Origin of the sequence: Bradyrhizobium sp. C-145 (assembly GCF_023375135.1) — a bacterium.
Taxonomy (GTDB): Bacteria; Pseudomonadota; Alphaproteobacteria; order Rhizobiales; family Xanthobacteraceae; genus Bradyrhizobium; species Bradyrhizobium zhanjiangense.
The window spans coordinates 2,150,955-2,168,503 of the sequence record NZ_CP088150.1; the positions used below are offsets into that span (position 1 = coordinate 2,150,955).

A 17,549-nucleotide genomic window follows, 5' to 3' on the forward strand; every position below is an offset into this window, starting at 1 on the left:
CGTGTCGATTCGCTCGCTCAGCGTCTTGATCTCATTCGTCACGGCCGTGCCCCTTGTCCGGTTCGCGCAGGCCAAGTTCTCGCAAGCCAAGCTCGCGCAATCCATGCCCGAGCGCGACGCGCTCGTCGAACACGAAGCATTCGCCGCGCCAGCGGCTCTGCGTCTCCGGCACCTGCTCCAGATATTTGAGGATGCCGCCCTTGAGGTGATAGACCTCGGCAAAGCCGCGCGCGAGCAGATGCGCGCTGGCCTTCTCGCAGCGGATGCCGCCGGTGCAGAACATCGCGATCCTGCGGTGCTTTGCCGGATCGAGCTGCGCGGCGGCAAAATCCTTGAACTGGCCAAAACTCTTGATGCCGGGATCGACCGCGCCCTCGAACGTGCCCATCGCCACCTCGAAGGCATTGCGGGTGTCGAGCAGCAGCGTATCGGGTGCCGCGATCAGCGCGTTCCATTCGGCGGCGTCGACATAGGTGCCGACCTGCTTTGTCGGATCGGCGGTCGCATCGCCGAGCGTGACGATCTCCTTCTTCAGCCGCACCTTGAGCCGGCCGAACGGCATCGCCGCGGCGGTCGAGAATTTGAGTTCGAGATTGTCGAGCCGGCCGCCGAACATGTCGCCGTGCGCGAGCTCGTGAGCGAAGGCGCCGATCGCCTCCGGGGTGCCCGCGACAGTGCCGTTGATGCCCTCCTGGGCCAGCAGCACGCTCCCCTTCAGCGCCAGGCGAGCGCAGAACGCACGCAACGGTTCGCGCAGCTCGCGGTAATCCGGGAGGGCGGCGAATTGGTAGAAGGCGGCAACCTTGGTGACCGAATTGTTGTCAGACATGGCGGCTCGTTTAGCAGCCCGCCGGCGCCCGGAAAACCCGCATGGCTGAAAGCCGTGAACGGTCCATACGCCCAGCGGATGGCAGCCATTTCATTGGTATGCCAGCATTGCTCCGGCTGGCCGGAATATGTCATGTAGGCCGGGTTTTTCCGAGATGGCGCGCCGTCGCGCCGGATGTCCAAGAAAGCAAGAATTCGCATGAGAAACTTCCATTTCCCCGGCAGGTCCACGGTCCACGCCACCAATGCGATGGTGGCGACCTCGCATCCGCAGGCTTCGCTCGCCGCGATCGAGGTGCTGCGCGAGGGCGGCACGGCGGTGGACGCAGCGGTCGCCGGCTCGGCCGTGCTCGGTGTGATCGAGCCGCAATCGACCGGCATCGGCGGCGACTGCTTCGCACTGATCCAGCCGCGGGGCGAGGGCAAGATCATCGCCTATAATGGCTCCGGCCGCGCGCCGAAGGCGGCGAACGCCGACTGGTATCTCGAGCGCAAGATCAATTCCGTCCCGCTGACCTCGGCGCATGCGGTGTCGATCCCCGGCGTGGTCGATGCCTTTGCCACCGTGCTGCGCGATCACGGCAAGTTCGGCTTCGACCGGCTGCTGCAGCCCGCGATCAAGGCGGCGGAAGAGGGCTACGTCGTCGCGCCGCGCATCGCCTTCGACTGGAAGAACCAGTTCGAGAAGCTGAAGGGTGGCACCAACACCGTGCGTTACCTGTTGCCGGGCGGCAAGCCGCCGGTGGCCGGCGACGTCATCCGCCAGGCAGAGCTCGGCAAGACCCTGCGCGCGATCGCCAAGGACGGCCGCGACGCCTTCTACAAGGGCGAGATCGCGGAGGACATGGTCGAAACCCTGCGCGGGATCGGCGGCCTGCACACGCTCGATGATTTCGCCGCGCACACGACGGAAGTGACCACGCCGATCGGCACCATGTACAAGGGTTACGACGTCTGGCAGTGCCCGCCGAACGGACCCGGCGTCACCATGCTGCTGATGCTGAACATCCTGTCGCGGTTCGATCTGACCAAGTTCGCACCGCTCAGCGTCGAGCGCTTCCACCTCGAGGCGGAGGCTGCGCGCATCGCCTACATGAATCGCGAGATGCATGTCGCTGCCCCCGATCATATGAGGATCAACGTCGCCGAGATGCTCGCCAAGGGCTTTGCCGACGAGTACATCAGCAAGATCCGGATGGACGGCATGCTCGAGCTGCCGAATGTCGCGCCGCCGATGAATCCGTCGACCATTTACATCACGGTGGTGGACAAGGACCGCAACGTCTGCTCGTTCATCAACTCGATCGCCCATTCCTTCGGTTCGGCGATCGTCTCCAACAAGACCGGCGTCCTGTTCCAGAACCGAGCCGGCGGATTCCGCATCCAGCCGGGCCATCCCAACTGCATCGCAGGCGGCAAGCGCCCGCTGCATACGATCATGCCGAGCCTGCTCACCAAGGGTGGCCGTTCCGTGATGCCGTTCGCCGTGATGGGCGGACAGTATCAACCGACCGGCCAGACGCATGTGCTGACCAACATCCTCGACTATGGCTGCGACGTGCAAGAGGCGATCGATATGCCGCGCGGCCTGCATTACGAGGGCCAGTATCAGCTCGAGGACAGCGTGCCCGCCGCGATCGTCGAGGGCCTGAAGAAGCTCGGCCACAAGACCACCAGTGTGGTCGGTCCGCTCGGCGGCGCCCAGGCGATCTGGATCGACTGGGACAAGGGCACACTCACCGGCGGTTCCGATCCGCGCAAGGACGGTTGCGCGCTGGGCTATTGAGCGCCCGCGCGGTTCCCCGCACAGATCAGGAAAAGTTGACGAAGGGCGGCGCGGCATTTGCTGCGTCGCCCTTTCTCGTTCGGAACGGAGCTCATTGCTTCAGGTTAAGGGGCGATGAGCGGTGCAGGCGTGCGCTGCTTGGTTTGAAGCAGTGGAGGCCGTCCATGTCCGATAAATCAAGTTCCAGAGCATCCGCATTCGATCGGCGCGCCTTCATGGCCGGCGTCGCTGGGAGCGCGCTCGTACCGATGACGGCGCGTGCCGCCACGCAGGACGCGAATGCGCCGGTCGCACAAGATCCGGCGCTTCCTGTCGAGGTCACCCTCCACGTGAACGGCAAGGACAAGCGCCTGAGCATCGATGCGCGAACCACTGTGCTCGACGCGCTGCGCGAACAGCTCAAGCTCACCGGCAGCAAGAAGGGATGCGATCACGGCCAGTGCGGCGCCTGCACGGTGCTGATCGGCGACCGGCGCGTGGTGTCGTGTCTGACGCTCGCACTTGCGGCCGAAGGCCAGGAGATCACGACGATCGAAGGCCTCGCCACCGACGACCGCCTGCATCCGATGCAGCAGGCCTTCATCGACAACGACGCGTTCCAGTGCGGCTATTGCACGCCCGGCCAGATCATGTCTGCCGTCGCCTGCGTCAAGGAGGGGCATGCAAACAACGAGGCGGACATCCGCGAATATATGAGCGGCAATATCTGCCGCTGTGCCGCCTATCCCAACATCGTCGCCGCCGTGAAGCAGGCCGCGCCCGAGATCATGAAAGGCTAGGCGCATGCGACCGTTTTCGTATCAGAGGGCAACAGACCCTGACATGGCCGTGCAGGCGCTCAGCGCCGCCGCGGCCGCGAACAATCCGCTGACACAGGCCCCTGCGCAGCCGCTCGCCGGCGGCACCACGCTGATCGATCTAATGAAGCTGGATGTGATGCGGCCGGCCGCGATCGTCGATATCAATCCGCTCGCGCGCGACTGGTCGGCGATCGAGCCGAAGGATGACGGCCTGCGGCTCGGCGCGCTCGCGAAGATGTCCGACGTCGCCGCGCATGACGGCATCCAGCGCAACTATCCGGTGATTGCCAATTCGCTGAAGCTCGCGGCGAGCGCCCAGCTGCGCCATATGGCGACGCTCGGCGGCAACGTGATGCAGCGAACGCGTTGCAGCTATTTCCGCGATGTTTCCTATGAGAACTGCAACAAGCGCCATCCCGGCTCCGGTTGCGCCGCGATGGACGGCGTCAATCGCATGCATGCCGTGCTCGGCGTCTCCGACCAGTGCATCGCGACCTATCCAGGCGATTTCGCCCAGGCGCTGATCGCTCTCGATGCCATGGTCGAGATCACGGGCAAGGCCGGCACGCGCAGCATGCCGTTTGCCCAGCTTCACAAGACGCCGGGCAGTACGCCCGACATCGAAACCACGCTTCAGCCCGGTGAGCTGATCTCGGCCTTCGCGGTGCCAGGACGCTGGCCGCGCTCGGTGTATCTCAAGGCGCGCGACCGGCAATCCTACGAGTTCGCGCTGTCCTCGGCTGCGGTCGCGCTCGACGTGCAGGACGGCACGATCAGGGACGCGCGCGTCGCGCTCGGCGGTGTCGCCACTGTGCCCTGGCGGGCGCGCGAAGCGGAGGCGCTGCTCAAGGGGCAAAAGTTCGACGAAGCTCTTGCGCAGCGCGTCGCCGATGCCGCTTTCGCAGATGCCAGGGGGCGGCGGCACAACAGCTTCAAGATCGCGCTCGGCAAGCGGGTAGTGGCACGCGCGCTCCAGCAGGCCGTAACGATGGAGATCTGATCATGACCGCTGCTGCTCCGGAGCCGAAGACGAACATGGGCCAGCCCGTGCCGCGCTATGACGCGGCCGTAAAGGTGACTGGACGCGCGACCTATGCGTCCGACATGCCGCTCGCCGACCCCGCCTATGCATTCCTCGTCACCAGCGCCATCGCCAAGGGGCGGGTCGATCGCTTCGATCTCGATGACGCCAGGCGTGTCCGCGGCGTGATCGACATCGTCACCCACGAGAACGCACCGAAGCTGAAGGAGTCGAAACTCTTCAGCAATGGCGGCTATGCGGGCACGACGATCCAGCCGTTGAAATCGGCCGATATTGCCCATGACGGCCAGATCATTGCGGTGGTCGTTGCCGAGAGCTACGAGGCGGCGCGCGAGGCCGCCAACCGGGTCAAGGTCAGCTACACGGCCACTACGCCAAGCGCGACCTTCGACTCGCCCGGAACGACCACGGCGGCAGCGAAGGGACAGAATGCTCAGTTCAAGGAAGACCCGAAGGTCGGCGATTTCGCCAAGGCGTTCGACGAGGCCGAGGTCAAGCTGACGGCCTCCTACGACACGCCGACGCAGCATCACAATCCGATGGAGCTGTTCTCGACGAGTTGCGCCTGGATGGGCGACAACCTCGTCATCTACGAGCCCAGCCAGTTCGTCTACGGTCTGAAGAACGGCGTCGCCGAACAGCTCGGCATCGACGCCGACAAGGTCCGCGTGGTCAATCCCTATGTCGGCGGCGGCTTCGGCTCGCGCGGATCGATGACGCCGCGCACCGCCATCATCGCCGCTATCGCACAGCGCGTGAACCGGCCGATCAAGCTGGTCCCGACCCGCGACCAGGGCTTTACCATCACCACCTATCGCGCCGAGACCCGCCACGAGATCAAGCTTGGTGCGCGTCGCGACGGCAAGCTGGTCGCGCTCAGGCACGAGGGCGCCGAGGTCTCTTCGCGCCCCGATCCCTATTGCGTCGGTGGCACCAAGACGACGACGCGGCTCTATGCCTGTCCGAACGTCGACAGCGTCGTCTCGATCGTGCGCGCCGATCGCAACACGCCCGGCTTCATGCGCTCGCCACCGGAGGTGCCGTATCTGTTCGCGCTGGAGAGCGCGATGGACGAGCTGGCGGTGGAGCTGAACATGGATCCGATCGAGCTCCGCCGCATCAACGACACCACCGTTGAGCCGATCAGCGGCAAGCCCTATACGTCGCGGTCGCTGATGGCCTGCTTCGACGACGCCGCCAAGGCGTTCGGCTGGGCGCAGCGTTCGCCTCAGCCGAAATCGATGTCGGATGGCGACTGGCTGATCGGTTATGGCTGTGCCACCACCTGCTATCCGACGCACATGGGGCCGTCCGCCGCGCGCGTGCGCCTCCAGCGTGACGGCCGCACCCGTGTGGAGATCGCCGGCCACGAGATCGGGACCGGCGCCTACACCGTCATCGCCCAGACCGCCGCCGAGCGGCTCGGCGTGCCGCTCGAGAAGGTCGCCGTCTTCATCGGCGACAGCGATCTGCCACCGGCGCCGGTTGCCGGAGGCTCGAATTCGACGGCCAGCACCTGCTCCGTGGTGATGATGGTGTGCGACCAGATCCGCCAGCGCCTGTTCAAGGCGGTGATGCCGAGCCAAAGCCTGACGGACAAGGCCAAGGAGACCGTGGGTATCGGCCAGACACCGGCCACGCAGGCGGCGAAGGGCGACCGCGCGCTCGACCTGGAGAAAGCCTTCGACGCGCTCGGTGTCGGCGTCGTCGAGGAATATGGCGAGTGGAAGCCGGAAGACGCGCCGCTGGATTCCTTCCGCGCCATGCACAGCGGCCAGGTGCGGCTGGTCGGTGGCCACGCCATGAAAGACCAAATCGCCTATGCCTTCGGTGCGGAGTTCGTCGAGGTCCGCGTCAACCGCTTCACGCACGAAATCCGTGCGCCCCGTCTGGTCGGCGCGTTCGCGGCAGGCCGCATTATGAACCCGCGCACCGCGCGGAGCCAGCTGATGGGCGGGCTGATCTGGGGCATGTCGTCGGCGCTGCTCGAGGCCACCGAGATCGACGAACGCAACGCGCGCTACGTCAACGACAATTTCGCGGACTACCTCGTGCCCGTGAATGCGGACGTGCCCAGCGTCGAGGTCATCATGCTCTCCGAGCAGGACGATCACATCAATCCGGCAGGTGCGAAGGGCCTCGGCGAGCTTGCCAATGTCGGCACCAATGCGGCGGTCTGCAATGCGATCTATCACGCCACGGGCCAGCGCATCCGCAAGCTGCCGGTCCGGCTGGAAAATATCGAGGTGTGAGGGGTGGAAACCTCACCCGCGTTGCGCTAGACACCTCCCGCTTCAAACGGAAGGTGCCTAATGCAGCGTTTCCAGCGCGCACTCCTCGCCCTGATGTCGGCACTCGCGATCACCGTGGTCGCCGGCGTGTCGCATTTCGTTTCCACCACGGCCTCGGCCCAGACTGCAGGAAAGACCATGACCACAGCTTCAGGCTTGCAGATCATCGACAGCGTCGCCGGCACTGGCGCTTCGCCAAAGCCGGGCCAGATCTGCGTGATGCACTACACCGGCTGGCTCTACGAGAACGGCCAGAAGGGCAAGAAATTCGACTCGTCCGTCGATCGCAACGAGCCGTTCGAATTCCCGATCGGGAAGGGCCGCGTCATCGCCGGCTGGGACGAGGGCGTTGCCTCGATGAAGGTCGGCGGCAAGCGTACGCTGATCATCCCGCCGCAGCTGGGCTACGGCGCCCGCGGTGCCGGCGGCGTGATCCCGCCGAACGCGACGCTGATGTTCGACGTGGAATTGCTCGCGGTAAAATAGTTTGCGCAGTCATCCCGGGTTCGTGCCGCGCATCGCCCCGGGATGACTGAGCCATACGGGTTTGCTCGCGAAAGCATGGTCTCATGACTATGAGGGCTCCGATTTTGCTGTGGCTCGTGGGTGCGGCTTTGGGTTAGTTTGCCGCCCAAGGAACCAACAGAAAGCAAGTCCCATGACCGGCCATGACCACACGCATTCGCACCATGCACACGATCACGAAGATCGCTGGAAACATGACGGCGTGCGCGTCATTCCCGGCAACCAGCTCGATACGAACGTGCCGTCGACGGCAGGCATGGACCGCGCGGCCGCGATCAATTTCGCGCGCGTCGGCGCGCAGAAATTGTGGGCGGGCACGGTCAGCATCAAGCCCGACGCCAAGACCGGCGCGCATCACCACGGCCATCTCGAAAGCGTCATCTATGTGGTGAAGGGCAAGGCGCGGATGCGCTGGGGCGAGCGTCTGCAATTCACCGCGGAGGCCGGGCCCGGCGATTTCATTTTCGTCCCGCCTTACGTCCCGCATCAGGAGATCAACGCCAGCCCCGACGAGGTGCTGGAATGCGTGCTGGTGCGCAGCGACGGCGAGGCGGTCGCGATCAATCTCGATATCGAGCCGGTCGAGAAGCCCGAGACCGTGCTGTGGATCGACCCAGTGCACCGCGATCCCAACGAGAAGAAGTAAGGCCGTCCGAGGAGCGAGGTTCGGTGCGACAGAACCTCGCAGCGGGAAGACCAAAAAATATTCGGAAGCCGTGTCGGATGACCGCCGGCTGGTCCGTCCTTGGGCAGAACCCCCGCCAAGGAGCTTCCGATGCCCAAGATGATCTTCGTCAATCTGCCGGTGACCGACCTCAAGCGCGCCACTGCCTTCTACGAGGCGATTGGCGCGGTCAAGAACCCGCAATTCAGCGATGAGACAGCGAGCTGCATGGTCTTTTCCGAGACCATTTTCGCCATGCTGCTGACCTACGACAAATTCCGTCAGTTCACGCCGAAGCCGATCGCGGATGCCAAGACCTCGAATCAGGTGCTGTTCTGCCTGTCCGCGGACAGTCGCAGCGATGTCGATGATATTGTCGGCAAGGCCGAGGCTGCGGGCGGGGTGGCCGATCCCAGTCCGAAGGACGAATACAGCTTCATGTACGGCCGCAGCTTCGAGGATCCGGACGGCCACATGTGGGGCGTGAACTGGATGGATCTCGCGGCCGCCCCTCTGCAGCCCGAGATGGCGAACGCCTGATCGCGGCCCAGAACAGGAGCATTCAAATGTCCAAGGTCACGCCCTGCCTGTGGTTCAACGGTGACGCTGAACAAGCCGCCAACTTCTACGTCTCCCTGCTGCCCGACTCCAAGATCGTGCATGTCCAGCGCAACGTCTCCGATGGCCCCTCCGGCAAGCAGGGTTCGGTGCTCGTCGTCGAGTTCACGCTCGGCGGGCAGCGCCTGGTCGCGCTGAATGGCGGGATGAAGATGGAGTATACCCACGCGCTGTCGCTGATGATCAATTGCGACGACCAGGCCCAGGTCGACAGCGTCTGGAACGCTTTCCTCGCCCATGGCGGAAAGGAAGAGCAGTGCGGCTGGCTCAGGGATCGCTGGGGCGTGGCCTGGCAGGTGGTGCCGAATGTGATGTTCGAATTCCTGTCGAGCCCGGACAAGGCCGCGGCCGCGCGCGCGATGCAGGCGATGATGAAGATGGTCAAGCTGGATGTCGACGCGTTGCGTCGCGCGTTCGAGGGCAAGTCGGCGGCGTGACGTCAACACAGGTGCCGTAGGGTGGGCAAAGGCGCGCTTGCGCCGTGCCCACCACCATCCCCGATTGAGAGCGTTGGTGGGCACGCTCTGCTTTGCCCACCCTACGAGACTGTGCTTCAGTGAGGCTTTCTAGTAGTTGATCCGCAGCCCCACGCCGCCATGGATGGTGTTGCCGACCGGCTGCGGGCCCAGCGTGCCGTTGGCGAAGAGATCCACGATCCAGCCCTTTTGCAGGCGGAAGCCGAGGCGGCCGCCATATTCGAACCAGCCCTGGGTGCCCATGCTCGGGACCACCACGCCGTTGCCGGTCACGGTCGCCACGATGCCGCTGTGGCTGGCGAACGACTGCACCCAGCCGCCGTTGATATTGGCCTCGATGTTGCTGCCGTAGAGATGCGTCCACTGGCCGCCGATCTTGACCAGGCTGGTGCGGTCGGTACCGGTCGCAATCGTGGCGTCGAACGGATTGAAGGCCACTGCGCTATCGGTGTAGCCCGACACGCGCTGCCAGAGCTGCCAGACCTCGACTGAGGCCGCGACCTCGTCGCGCGGCGACAGGCGGCTGATCCAGCCGGCGCGGCCGTACACGGCGTAGTTCGATGCGTTGGTCGAGCCGGTCACGCTCACAGGACCGAGGCTAGTATCGTAGCTGCGCGTGTAGCGCGCCTTCTCCCACGGCGTCAGGATCGCGCCGACGTCGAAGAACGGGCGCGACGAGCCCCAGTCGGTGAAGTCATAACGTAGCGCGAAGGCGCCGATCGGTGCGCTCGTGATCTTGTAGCCGCCCTCGTTGTAGTGCGTGTAGGCGATGCCGGCGAGCAGCGACAGATTGTTGGTCAGCTCCTTGCGGCCGTGGATGCCGGCGGAGAACGAGCCGGCCGAGCCGAACGCGCTGATGCAGTCGCTGCAATTGATCTGCTCGTTGACGCCGAGCAGTACCGTGCCGAGCACGCGGTTGGTGATCATCTGGTTGAAGCGCTGATTGGCAAGGCCGCCGATCGAATTGCCGCTGGAATCCGCGCCGGTCGGCGTCGGGCTTGGCGATGGATTCGGGCTCGGCGCGGACGCAGGATCCGGGGTCGGCGAGGGCGACGGAGAGGGGCTCGGCGAGGGGGAGGGTGACGGAGAATAGGTCGGCGTTGGGGACGGCGAATAGGTCGGGTCAGGCGTCGGCTCACCGCATTCGGATCCGCACGTCGCCTGGGCTGCCGCCGGTCGAATGTCCAGCGCAAAGGCAAGCGCAGCCAAGGCGGCCAGCGCGCCAGCGAGAACCCAGCGCTTCAAGCGGAGTTTCACCATTGTCACCGCCCGCACAGCATGCCGTCGTCTTGGACGGCAGGCGTGATGGTCGGCGAGGCGGCGGCATATTGGTTGACGGCGCAAAGCCCAGCACTCGCTGCGCAGTTGGCGGCAAACGTCCAGGGCGGTGTGTTGGTCTTGGTGATGCCGACCTTGCCACCGGTCGAGGTGATGATGGCGGCGTCGCCGGGCTGGGTGAGCTGCACGCACTGGGAGCTCTTCGTGCAGACGCTGGCCGCGCCCTCCTGAAGCACGACGACGGAGCGGCTGCGCTGCGAGAGGATGTCGAGCGTGGTGCCGCGCACGCCGATGGTCGCAAGCGGGGTCGTGATCTTGTAGGCCGTCTTCTCGGAGTGCCCGGTGACGAAGCGGAAGGCGCCGGTGGTCATGCGGATCGCGACGTCGCGATAGCTGTGCTGGTCGTTGAAGACGGTGCGGTCGAGCTTCAGCGTGGCGCTCGGGCCCAGCGACAGGTTGGTGCTGTCGGTCATGACGAAGCGCGCTGCGCTGTCGGCGCCGGTGCGCACGGTCTCGTCGCGCAGCATGCTGTCGCCGACATTGATCGGCGTGGTGGTCACGGCCACGCGCACCACTTCGTTCTGGATCACGACGGCTTCGCCGACGCGCGTCTGCGCCTGCGCGCAAGGGCCTGCGCACAATGCGGCCGACAACAGAGAGGGGAAAAGCCAGAAACGCAAATTCATTTCGCAACCGATCGATATGTCCCTGATCGTACCGGATCGCGCGCACTTGCGATGTGGCGGAATTATCACAAGCGGCGCGGGACGTGCGTTATGCTTAGTGACAGTCGCGGCAGAATGCGTTCAATGAAAACCGCGATCTCCTTTTTGTCCGCGGTGACGCCAATTTGCCACGCAAAACATCTCCACAGCCGACGCTCGAATTATCCGCGGTTCCAAAAGTGTCGCGGAGCGCAGTCATTGCCGTCGCGATTTTCCTGGTTGCTCATCTCGCGCTGCTGATCGGTCTCGCGACGCCGGAGAAGTTCGTCTTCGACGAGGTGCATTATGTGCCGGCGGCGCGGCAGATGCTGGCGCCTGTGATGTCGGAGCCGATGCTCAATCCAATGCACCCGCCGCTGGGCAAGGAGCTGATCGCGGCATCGATCGCAGCCTTTGGCGACAACGCGTTTGGCTGGCGCTATCCGGCGACCTTGTTCGGCGCGCTCGCGGTCGTCGCGATCTATCTGTGCGGCCTCGCGCTGTTCTCCGCGCAGGGGCCCGCGATCGCAGCCGCGCTCATCGCTGGCAGCAACCAGATGCTCTATGTGCAGGCGCGCATCGCCATGCTCGACATCTTTGCGCTCGGCTTCGGCCTGCTCGCGACCGCCGCCTTCATGCATGGTTTTCGAAGAGAGCGGCCGCATGCGCTGTTCGCGCTCACGGGCAGCCTGTTTGGCTGTGCTGCGGCCTGCAAATGGAGCGGCCTGTTTCCACTGGGCGTCTGCATCGTTATCGTTGCGGTGATCCGCCTGATGCAGGGCTGGCGCACGCAGTTTGCCGACGCCAGGCCGAGCGACTGGTATCGGCCCGATCTCTGGGCCGGTTTTCGGGTGCAGCATGCCGCGCTCTGCTTCGCCGTCCTGCCGGCCTTGACGTATCTTGCCGCTTTCGTTCCGCTCTATGGATTGTCGTTGCCGGATTTGATCGAGGCGCAGCGGCGAATCTTCACCGACAACACCACGACCGCGATCGCCGGCCACACCTATATGAGCGCGTGGCCATCCTGGCCGTTGCTCGCCCGTCCGGTCTGGTTCTTGTTCGACAAGACGACGGAGGACAACATTGCCGCGATCGTCTTCCTCGGCAATCCGCTGGTGTTATGGCCGGCGCTGCTCGCGCTCACTGTGGTGCTACGCGATTTCATCGTGGCGCGGCGCTGGGATGCATTCCTGATTGCGGCGTTCTATTTCGGTCCCTGGCTCGCCTGGGCCTTGCTGCCGCGCACGCTGGGTTTCATCTATTACTATTTGCCGGCCGCGACCGCGGCGTCGCTTGCGCTGGTCTATGTGCTGCGCCGGGAGGGGCTGCCGCGCTGGCTGCTGTGGGCCTATGTCAGCGTCGCCGCGGCCGGCTTTGCGCTTCTGCTGCCGATCTCCGCGGCCTTCGTCGGCACCTCCATGCGAACCTTCGGCCGGCTGATGTTGTTCCAGAGCTGGATATGACATCGCCGCCTGCCGGATTAGAGCAGGCGGCGCGTTTCGTCAGGCGTAACTTGGAGATCACTTCGACGCGGTCTTGGTGTCCATGTTCACGACCTGGACGCGGCGGTTGATCGGGTCGGCGCCGTTGGCGGCGTCCTTCAGCTTGGTCTCGCCGTAACCGACGGTGACGAGATCAGCGCTGTTCAGGCCGTAGTTCTGCACCAGGTATTTCTTGATGGTGTCGGCGCGCCGTTCGGAGAGGCCCTGGTTGTACTGTTCGCCGCCGATCGTGTCGGTGTGGCCGGCGACCACGAAGGTCGAACCTTTGAGCGCCGGATCGGACAGAGCCTTGCCGAGCGCTTGCACCGATGCCACCGACGTCTTGGCGATCTCAGCCGAGTTGTAGTCGAACTGGATCTCCAGATCGATCTTCGGCTTGGTCGCCGCGAGCTCTGCAATCTGCTCGCGTTCGCCCGTCGATAGCGACCGGGTCGAGCGGTTGCGCACGGTGTTGAGGAAGGTCGATTCCTTGGCCTGCGCGGCGGTATCGACCTGCGGCCCAACGGACAGGCCACGAGTTACCGGCTTCGGCTTCAGTGCATCCAGGATCTGGCCCGCGGAGACGTTGTTGTCGCCGGCCAGGGCAAGGCTCGCCGTCATCGACAGGGCCGCGGAGAGAGTAATCGCCTTCAGTCCGAAAAATTTATCAAAACGGGTCATTGTCGTATCCTCGCTGTTACGCCTGATGGCGATTTGATGTTGCGAGCCTAGGGAAGGTTCAAAGACCCTGATGTGATCTTTGTCACATTCGAAGCCACGAGCCGGAGGTCACAGTGTTGGTTTGGGGGTTGCGCCGAACCAGCTCCCCGACCACTCCCGGAAATCCGCGTTCACCGATCGTCGCAAAGGCGTCGCCCCACGGCCCGCCTACGAACAAGAATTCGTCCAGATGCGCGCCTAGCAGGTTTTGATCATTCAATAATTCGTCCGCGAGGGAGCCGAGTTCCATCCAGTGCCGAGGCCGAGTGACTACCAGTTCTATCGCAGCGGCCCGCCGGATCGGACAGTGTCCCTGAGCTCAATGCCCATCTATATCGGCGCGGCGATGATCGCGGTGGCGATCCTTCTGTCGACATTGATCACGGGGCTGACCTCCCGCTATGTCGGCCTGGAAGGGCCGGCCGAGGATAACATGTGGCTGGTCGATCGTCTCACCGGCAGCGTCTATCGCTGCCAGTCGGAGGGGCGCGGCAAGGCCTCGTGCGAGCCGGACACTGCCACCGGCAGCCTTGGGGAGCGCCCAAAAGCCGCACGCTAGGAGCGGCTATCGCTGCGCCGCAGCAACGAAAATGTCTTCTCCCTGAAAACTTGTCGCTGAAGAATGGCTCTTGCGTTGGCCGGCATGACGCCGGTTTTGTTCTACGGAGGAGACATTCGATGAAGATGTTGCTTTCGGCCGTTGTGCTCGCTGCGTTCGCGGTCTCGCCGGCTTCTGCGGCAAAGATGCAGCCCTGCACAGGCGAGGCCATCGGCAAGTCCATGACCGCGATGGGAACCGTGGATTCGCCCGCCAAACAGGCGATGGCCAAGGAAATGGCTGCGGCCAACAGCGAGATGAGCAAAGGCAATATGCGCGCCGCCTGCAAGCATTACATGCAGGCGCAGAAGATGAGCGCAAAATAATTTGCTCCATTCGTCGACAGATCGCGCTGTCAGCAGATGGCAGCGCGGTTTTCTTTGCCTCTCTTGTTTGCCTCGGCGCGAATCCCGCTACATTGCTTTCCGCAATGTCCCCGAAACCTCTTCCCCTCTCGACGATACAGGCCCGGCAGATCTGGCTACATGCACAGCGGCTGGGCGAGCGCGCCCCGTTCGGCGACGGCGCGCAGGCCGTCGCGGACGCAGTCGCTCATCTCGGTTATGTGCAGATCGACACCATCAACGTGATCGAGCGCTGCCACCACCACATCCTGTTCAGCCGTATCCCGTCCTACCGGCGCGCCGATCTTCGCCATGCCCAGAGCGTCGACCGAAGTGTGTTCGAATACTGGACGCATGCGCTGTCCTACGTGCCGGCGAGCGACTTCCGTTTCTTCCTGCCGGCGATGCGCGAGCACCGGCGCGAGGGCCATAAATGGTTCGCTTCGGTGCAGCCGGCCGACACGCGCAAGGTGATGCGGCTGCTGCGCGCCGGCCCGCTGACGATCCGCGACATCGAGGACGACGTGCTCGTCGAGAAAGAGCATTTGTGGCAGAGCCGCAAGCCCTCGAAGCGGGCCTTGCAGCTCGCCTTCTACACCGGCGCCGTGACCATCAGCGCGCGTCAGGGCATGCTCAAGACCTATGAACTGATGACGCGGCATTTCGGCTGGGACAAGCTGCCGAAGCCCGCGTCGGCGAAGGAGATCACGGCCTATCTGCTCGAGCGCGCGCTGCGCTCGCAGGGCGTGGTGAGCCTGGATTCGATCTGCCATCTCGATGCGCCGCGCAAGAAGGCGGTGGCGGGCCTGGTCGCCTCGCGCGTGCGCCGCGGCGAGCTCGTGCCTGTCGCGATCGACGGCGCGGGCAAGCAGGAGCATTGGGCGGCGCCGGGCGCGCTGGAGCTGGGTGAGCGGGCATCGCCGGATCTCGTCCATATCCTGTCGCCGTTCGATCCGCTGATCATCCAGCGCAAGCGCACCAATCTCATCTTCGGCTACAACCATCTGTTCGAAGCCTATGTGCCGAAGGCCAAGCGCAAGCTCGGCTATTTCGCGCTGCCCGTCCTGGTCGGCGACGAGATCGTTGCCGCGCTCGACCTCAAGACGGACCGGCAGGCGAAGAAGCTCCTGATGCAGAAATGGACCTGGGTCGGCGAGGGCAAGAAGACCGCAGGCCGCAAGGAGCTCAAGCGCAAGATCGAGGACGAACTCGATCGCTTCGAGCGGTTTCAATTGGCGGAGTGAACACTGCTCGCCACGGTGTCGGTTTCGTCGGGTGGACAAAGCGAAGCGTGCCCACCATCGTCCTAGGTGATGCGAATGGTGGGCACGGCGCTAGGGCGCCTTTGCCCGCCCTACGAGACCACGCATTGTGACAATTCGATCGAGCCAAACGCCGAGCAAAATCCCCACCGCATAGGCCACTAAATTCAACAGCGAAAAAATCCGCCCCAGCAGCAGCGCGCCAGCCGTCGTCAGCCGGAACGCATCGAGCCACGGCGTGTGAACCAGCCGGGAGAACTCGACCACGATGGCGATCATCACCGCGGTCGCCGCGATCTGCGTCCGAGTGAGCCGCGGCAGCAAAACCCCGGCCAGCAGAAGCACCATTGTCGCCCACAAGATCGAGCCACCATACTTCACGACGAAGGCGGGCAGTCCGAGCGGAAAGCCGTACCAGCGCAAGGAGAGTCCGCAGACGATCACCCCGAGCGCGAGGGCGGCGCGGATCAGGGATGTCCGTAACAGCGCAACAGGTTTATCCGGCTGCGCTCCGTGCATTGCTCGCTCCATTGACTCTTTGCCTGCGATGCTGAAAACCGCCAACCAGCCCACAAAAGCAACAACCCCGGGGGGAGCCATGAGCCAGACCACCACCTATGCCGGTTCCGCCGGCGCTGCCAGGAACGCCAGTAAGAGCGACATTGAGACCTCGACCATCCGCGCCATCTCCTGGCGCCTGATTCCGTTCCTGGTGCTGGCCTACTTCTTCTCCTATCTCGACCGCGTCAATCTCGGCTTCGCCGCGCTGACCATGAATGCGGAGCTGAAGTTCACGCCGCTGATCTTCTCCTGGGGCGCCGGCATCTTCTTCATCGGCTATTTCATCTTCGAGGTGCCGAGCAACCTTGCGCTGGAAAAATTCGGCGCCAGCCGCTGGATCGCCCGCATCATGGTGACCTGGGGCATCATCTCGGCGCTGATGGCGCTGGTCAGCGGTGTCACGAGCTTCTACGTCCTGCGCTTCCTGCTCGGCGTCGCCGAGGCCGGCTTCTTCCCGGGCATCATCCTGTATCTGACCTATTGGTACCCGGCCGAATACCGCGCGCGATTCCTCGCCGCCTTCGCCATCGCCGTGCCGGTCTCGACCGTGATCGGCGCGCCGGTCTCGGGCCTCTTGCTCGGGCTCGACGGCATGATGGGGCTGAAGGGCTGGCAGTGGCTGTTCATCATCGAGGGCATCCCTTCCGTGCTGCTCGGCCTCATCACCTGGTTCTATCTCACCGACAGACCGGAGAAGGCGAATTGGCTCTCGACCGAGCAGAAAGCCTGGCTCAAGGCCAAGCTCGATTCCGAGATCGCCGCCAAGCAGGCGGTGAAGCATCCCTCGCTCGGCCAGGCGCTGTCGTCGCCGAAGGTGATCGCGCTCAGCCTGATCTATTTCGGCTTCGTCGGCGCGCTCTATGGCATGCAGTTCTGGCTGCCGCAGATCGTCAAGGCGTTCGGCCTCACCAACGCGCAGACCGGCTTCGTCACCGCGATCCCCTATCTGTTCGGCACCATCGCCATGATCCTGTGGGCGCGGCATTCGGATGCGAGCCGCGAGCGCGTGATGCATGTCGGCGCGCCGCTGCTGCTCACCGCCGTTGCGCTCGGCATCTCCTCCTATCTCACCGACCCCACCCTCACGATGGTGGTGCTGACGGTCGCCGCGATCGGGGTGTTCTGCTGCTTCGGCGTGTTCTGGACGCTTCCGACCGCCTGGCTCTCCGGCACGGCGGCGGCCGGCGCCATCGCCCTGATCAACTCGATCGGCAATCTCGCCGGCTTCGGTGGTCCCTATCTGATCGGCTGGGTCAAGGAAGCCACCGGCCAGACCTCGACCGGTTTGCTCGTCCTTGCCGTTCTGCCGCTGATCGCCGGCCTCCTGGTCTTCATCGGCGTCCACGACAGCAAGCAGGAGTTTGCTGAACGGGGGCGGTAACGCGACCCTTGTAGGGTGGGCAAAGGCGTGCTCTTCGCACGCCGTGCCCACGATCTTCCCCTATGGAACCCCCTCCGGTGGGCACGCTTACGCTTTGCCCACCCTACGATAGCACCTTCTTAGCCGCAGCCGCCCAATCCTTACTACCTCTTCACGATCACGCTTTCCTGATGACTGACGATTATTGACT

At 64.3% G+C, this 17,549-nt stretch carries 18 protein-coding genes; 13 read left to right on the forward strand and 5 right to left on the reverse strand.

What is annotated here, in order from left to right:
* Positions 1-31: 31 nt before the first annotated feature.
* On the reverse strand, positions 32-829 hold the full coding sequence (locus LRP30_RS09845; protein ID WP_249760192.1) for a rhodanese-related sulfurtransferase: 798 nt from the start codon (positions 827-829) through the stop codon (positions 32-34).
* Positions 830-1,027: 198 nt separating this feature from the next.
* Here LRP30_RS09845 and ggt point away from each other — a divergent pair, with 198 nt between their 5' ends.
* From ggt to LRP30_RS09885, 8 genes are all read left to right on the forward strand, one after another.
* Entirely contained in the window at positions 1,028-2,614 is a 1,587-nt protein-coding gene (gene ggt / locus LRP30_RS09850; RefSeq protein WP_249760193.1) for a gamma-glutamyltransferase, read from the forward strand.
* 164 nt (positions 2,615-2,778) lie between these two features.
* Positions 2,779-3,393, forward strand: coding sequence for a (2Fe-2S)-binding protein (locus LRP30_RS09855; protein WP_128938102.1), 615 nt, complete (start codon positions 2,779-2,781; stop codon positions 3,391-3,393).
* A 4-nt stretch (positions 3,394-3,397) separates the two neighbouring features.
* Positions 3,398-4,414 (forward strand): xanthine dehydrogenase family protein subunit M, encoded by a 1,017-nt coding sequence (locus tag LRP30_RS09860; protein ID WP_249760194.1) that lies wholly within the window; start codon positions 3,398-3,400, stop codon positions 4,412-4,414.
* A 2-nt stretch (positions 4,415-4,416) separates the two neighbouring features.
* Positions 4,417-6,708, forward strand: coding sequence for a xanthine dehydrogenase family protein molybdopterin-binding subunit (locus LRP30_RS09865; protein WP_249760195.1), 2,292 nt, complete (start codon positions 4,417-4,419; stop codon positions 6,706-6,708).
* 60 nt (positions 6,709-6,768) lie between these two features.
* Positions 6,769-7,233, forward strand: a complete 465-nt coding sequence (locus tag LRP30_RS09870) for an FKBP-type peptidyl-prolyl cis-trans isomerase (protein WP_249760196.1) — start codon at positions 6,769-6,771, stop codon at positions 7,231-7,233.
* 172 nt (positions 7,234-7,405) lie between these two features.
* A complete protein-coding gene (locus LRP30_RS09875) occupies positions 7,406-7,918 on the forward strand; it encodes a cupin domain-containing protein (RefSeq protein WP_128935667.1) in 513 nt (170 codons plus the stop codon).
* A 129-nt stretch (positions 7,919-8,047) separates the two neighbouring features.
* Entirely contained in the window at positions 8,048-8,476 is a 429-nt protein-coding gene (locus tag LRP30_RS09880) for a VOC family protein (RefSeq protein ID WP_249760197.1), read from the forward strand.
* 26 nt (positions 8,477-8,502) lie between these two features.
* Positions 8,503-8,991 carry a VOC family protein gene (locus LRP30_RS09885; protein WP_249760198.1) on the forward strand — a complete coding sequence of 163 codons (489 nt, stop codon included), beginning with the start codon at positions 8,503-8,505 and terminating at the stop codon, positions 8,989-8,991.
* 129 nt (positions 8,992-9,120) lie between these two features.
* On the opposite strand, the gene LRP30_RS09890 is transcribed toward LRP30_RS09885, so the two are convergent.
* Both LRP30_RS09890 and LRP30_RS09895 read right to left on the reverse strand, forming a co-directional pair.
* The gene (locus LRP30_RS09890) at positions 9,121-10,290 is read right to left on the reverse strand and encodes a hypothetical protein (RefSeq protein WP_249760199.1); all 1,170 of its coding nucleotides are present in this window, start codon (positions 10,288-10,290) and stop codon (positions 9,121-9,123) included.
* Positions 10,291-10,292: 2 nt separating this feature from the next.
* Positions 10,293-10,994 carry a FecR family protein gene (locus tag LRP30_RS09895; RefSeq protein WP_346016211.1) on the reverse strand — a complete coding sequence of 234 codons (702 nt, stop codon included), beginning with the start codon at positions 10,992-10,994 and terminating at the stop codon, positions 10,293-10,295.
* A 218-nt stretch (positions 10,995-11,212) separates the two neighbouring features.
* Between LRP30_RS09895 and LRP30_RS09900 the strand changes: the two genes are divergently transcribed.
* The gene (locus LRP30_RS09900) at positions 11,213-12,475 is read left to right on the forward strand and encodes a phospholipid carrier-dependent glycosyltransferase (RefSeq protein WP_249760201.1); all 1,263 of its coding nucleotides are present in this window, start codon (positions 11,213-11,215) and stop codon (positions 12,473-12,475) included.
* 57 nt (positions 12,476-12,532) lie between these two features.
* On the opposite strand, the gene LRP30_RS09905 is transcribed toward LRP30_RS09900, so the two are convergent.
* The gene (locus LRP30_RS09905) at positions 12,533-13,174 is read right to left on the reverse strand and encodes an OmpA family protein (protein WP_091898980.1); all 642 of its coding nucleotides are present in this window, start codon (positions 13,172-13,174) and stop codon (positions 12,533-12,535) included.
* Between the two features lie 361 nt (positions 13,175-13,535).
* On the opposite strand from LRP30_RS09905, the gene LRP30_RS09910 reads away from it, so the two are divergent.
* From LRP30_RS09910 to LRP30_RS09920, 3 genes are all read left to right on the forward strand, one after another.
* Positions 13,536-13,772, forward strand: coding sequence for a hypothetical protein (locus LRP30_RS09910; protein WP_128937546.1), 237 nt, complete (start codon positions 13,536-13,538; stop codon positions 13,770-13,772).
* Between the two features lie 119 nt (positions 13,773-13,891).
* Positions 13,892-14,137: a hypothetical protein gene (locus tag LRP30_RS09915; RefSeq protein WP_128935661.1), complete on the forward strand. Its 246-nt coding sequence runs from the start codon at positions 13,892-13,894 to the stop codon at positions 14,135-14,137.
* Between the two features lie 104 nt (positions 14,138-14,241).
* A complete protein-coding gene (locus LRP30_RS09920) occupies positions 14,242-15,399 on the forward strand; it encodes a crosslink repair DNA glycosylase YcaQ family protein (protein ID WP_249760202.1) in 1,158 nt (385 codons plus the stop codon).
* Between the two features lie 90 nt (positions 15,400-15,489).
* Here the strand turns inward: LRP30_RS09920 and LRP30_RS09925 are convergent, their stop codons facing one another.
* Positions 15,490-15,936, reverse strand: coding sequence for a DUF2809 domain-containing protein (locus tag LRP30_RS09925; RefSeq protein ID WP_249761739.1), 447 nt, complete (start codon positions 15,934-15,936; stop codon positions 15,490-15,492).
* A 79-nt stretch (positions 15,937-16,015) separates the two neighbouring features.
* Here LRP30_RS09925 and LRP30_RS09930 point away from each other — a divergent pair, with 79 nt between their 5' ends.
* Positions 16,016-17,359, forward strand: a complete 1,344-nt coding sequence (locus LRP30_RS09930; RefSeq protein WP_249760203.1) for an MFS transporter — start codon at positions 16,016-16,018, stop codon at positions 17,357-17,359.
* Positions 17,360-17,549 lie beyond the last annotated feature (190 nt).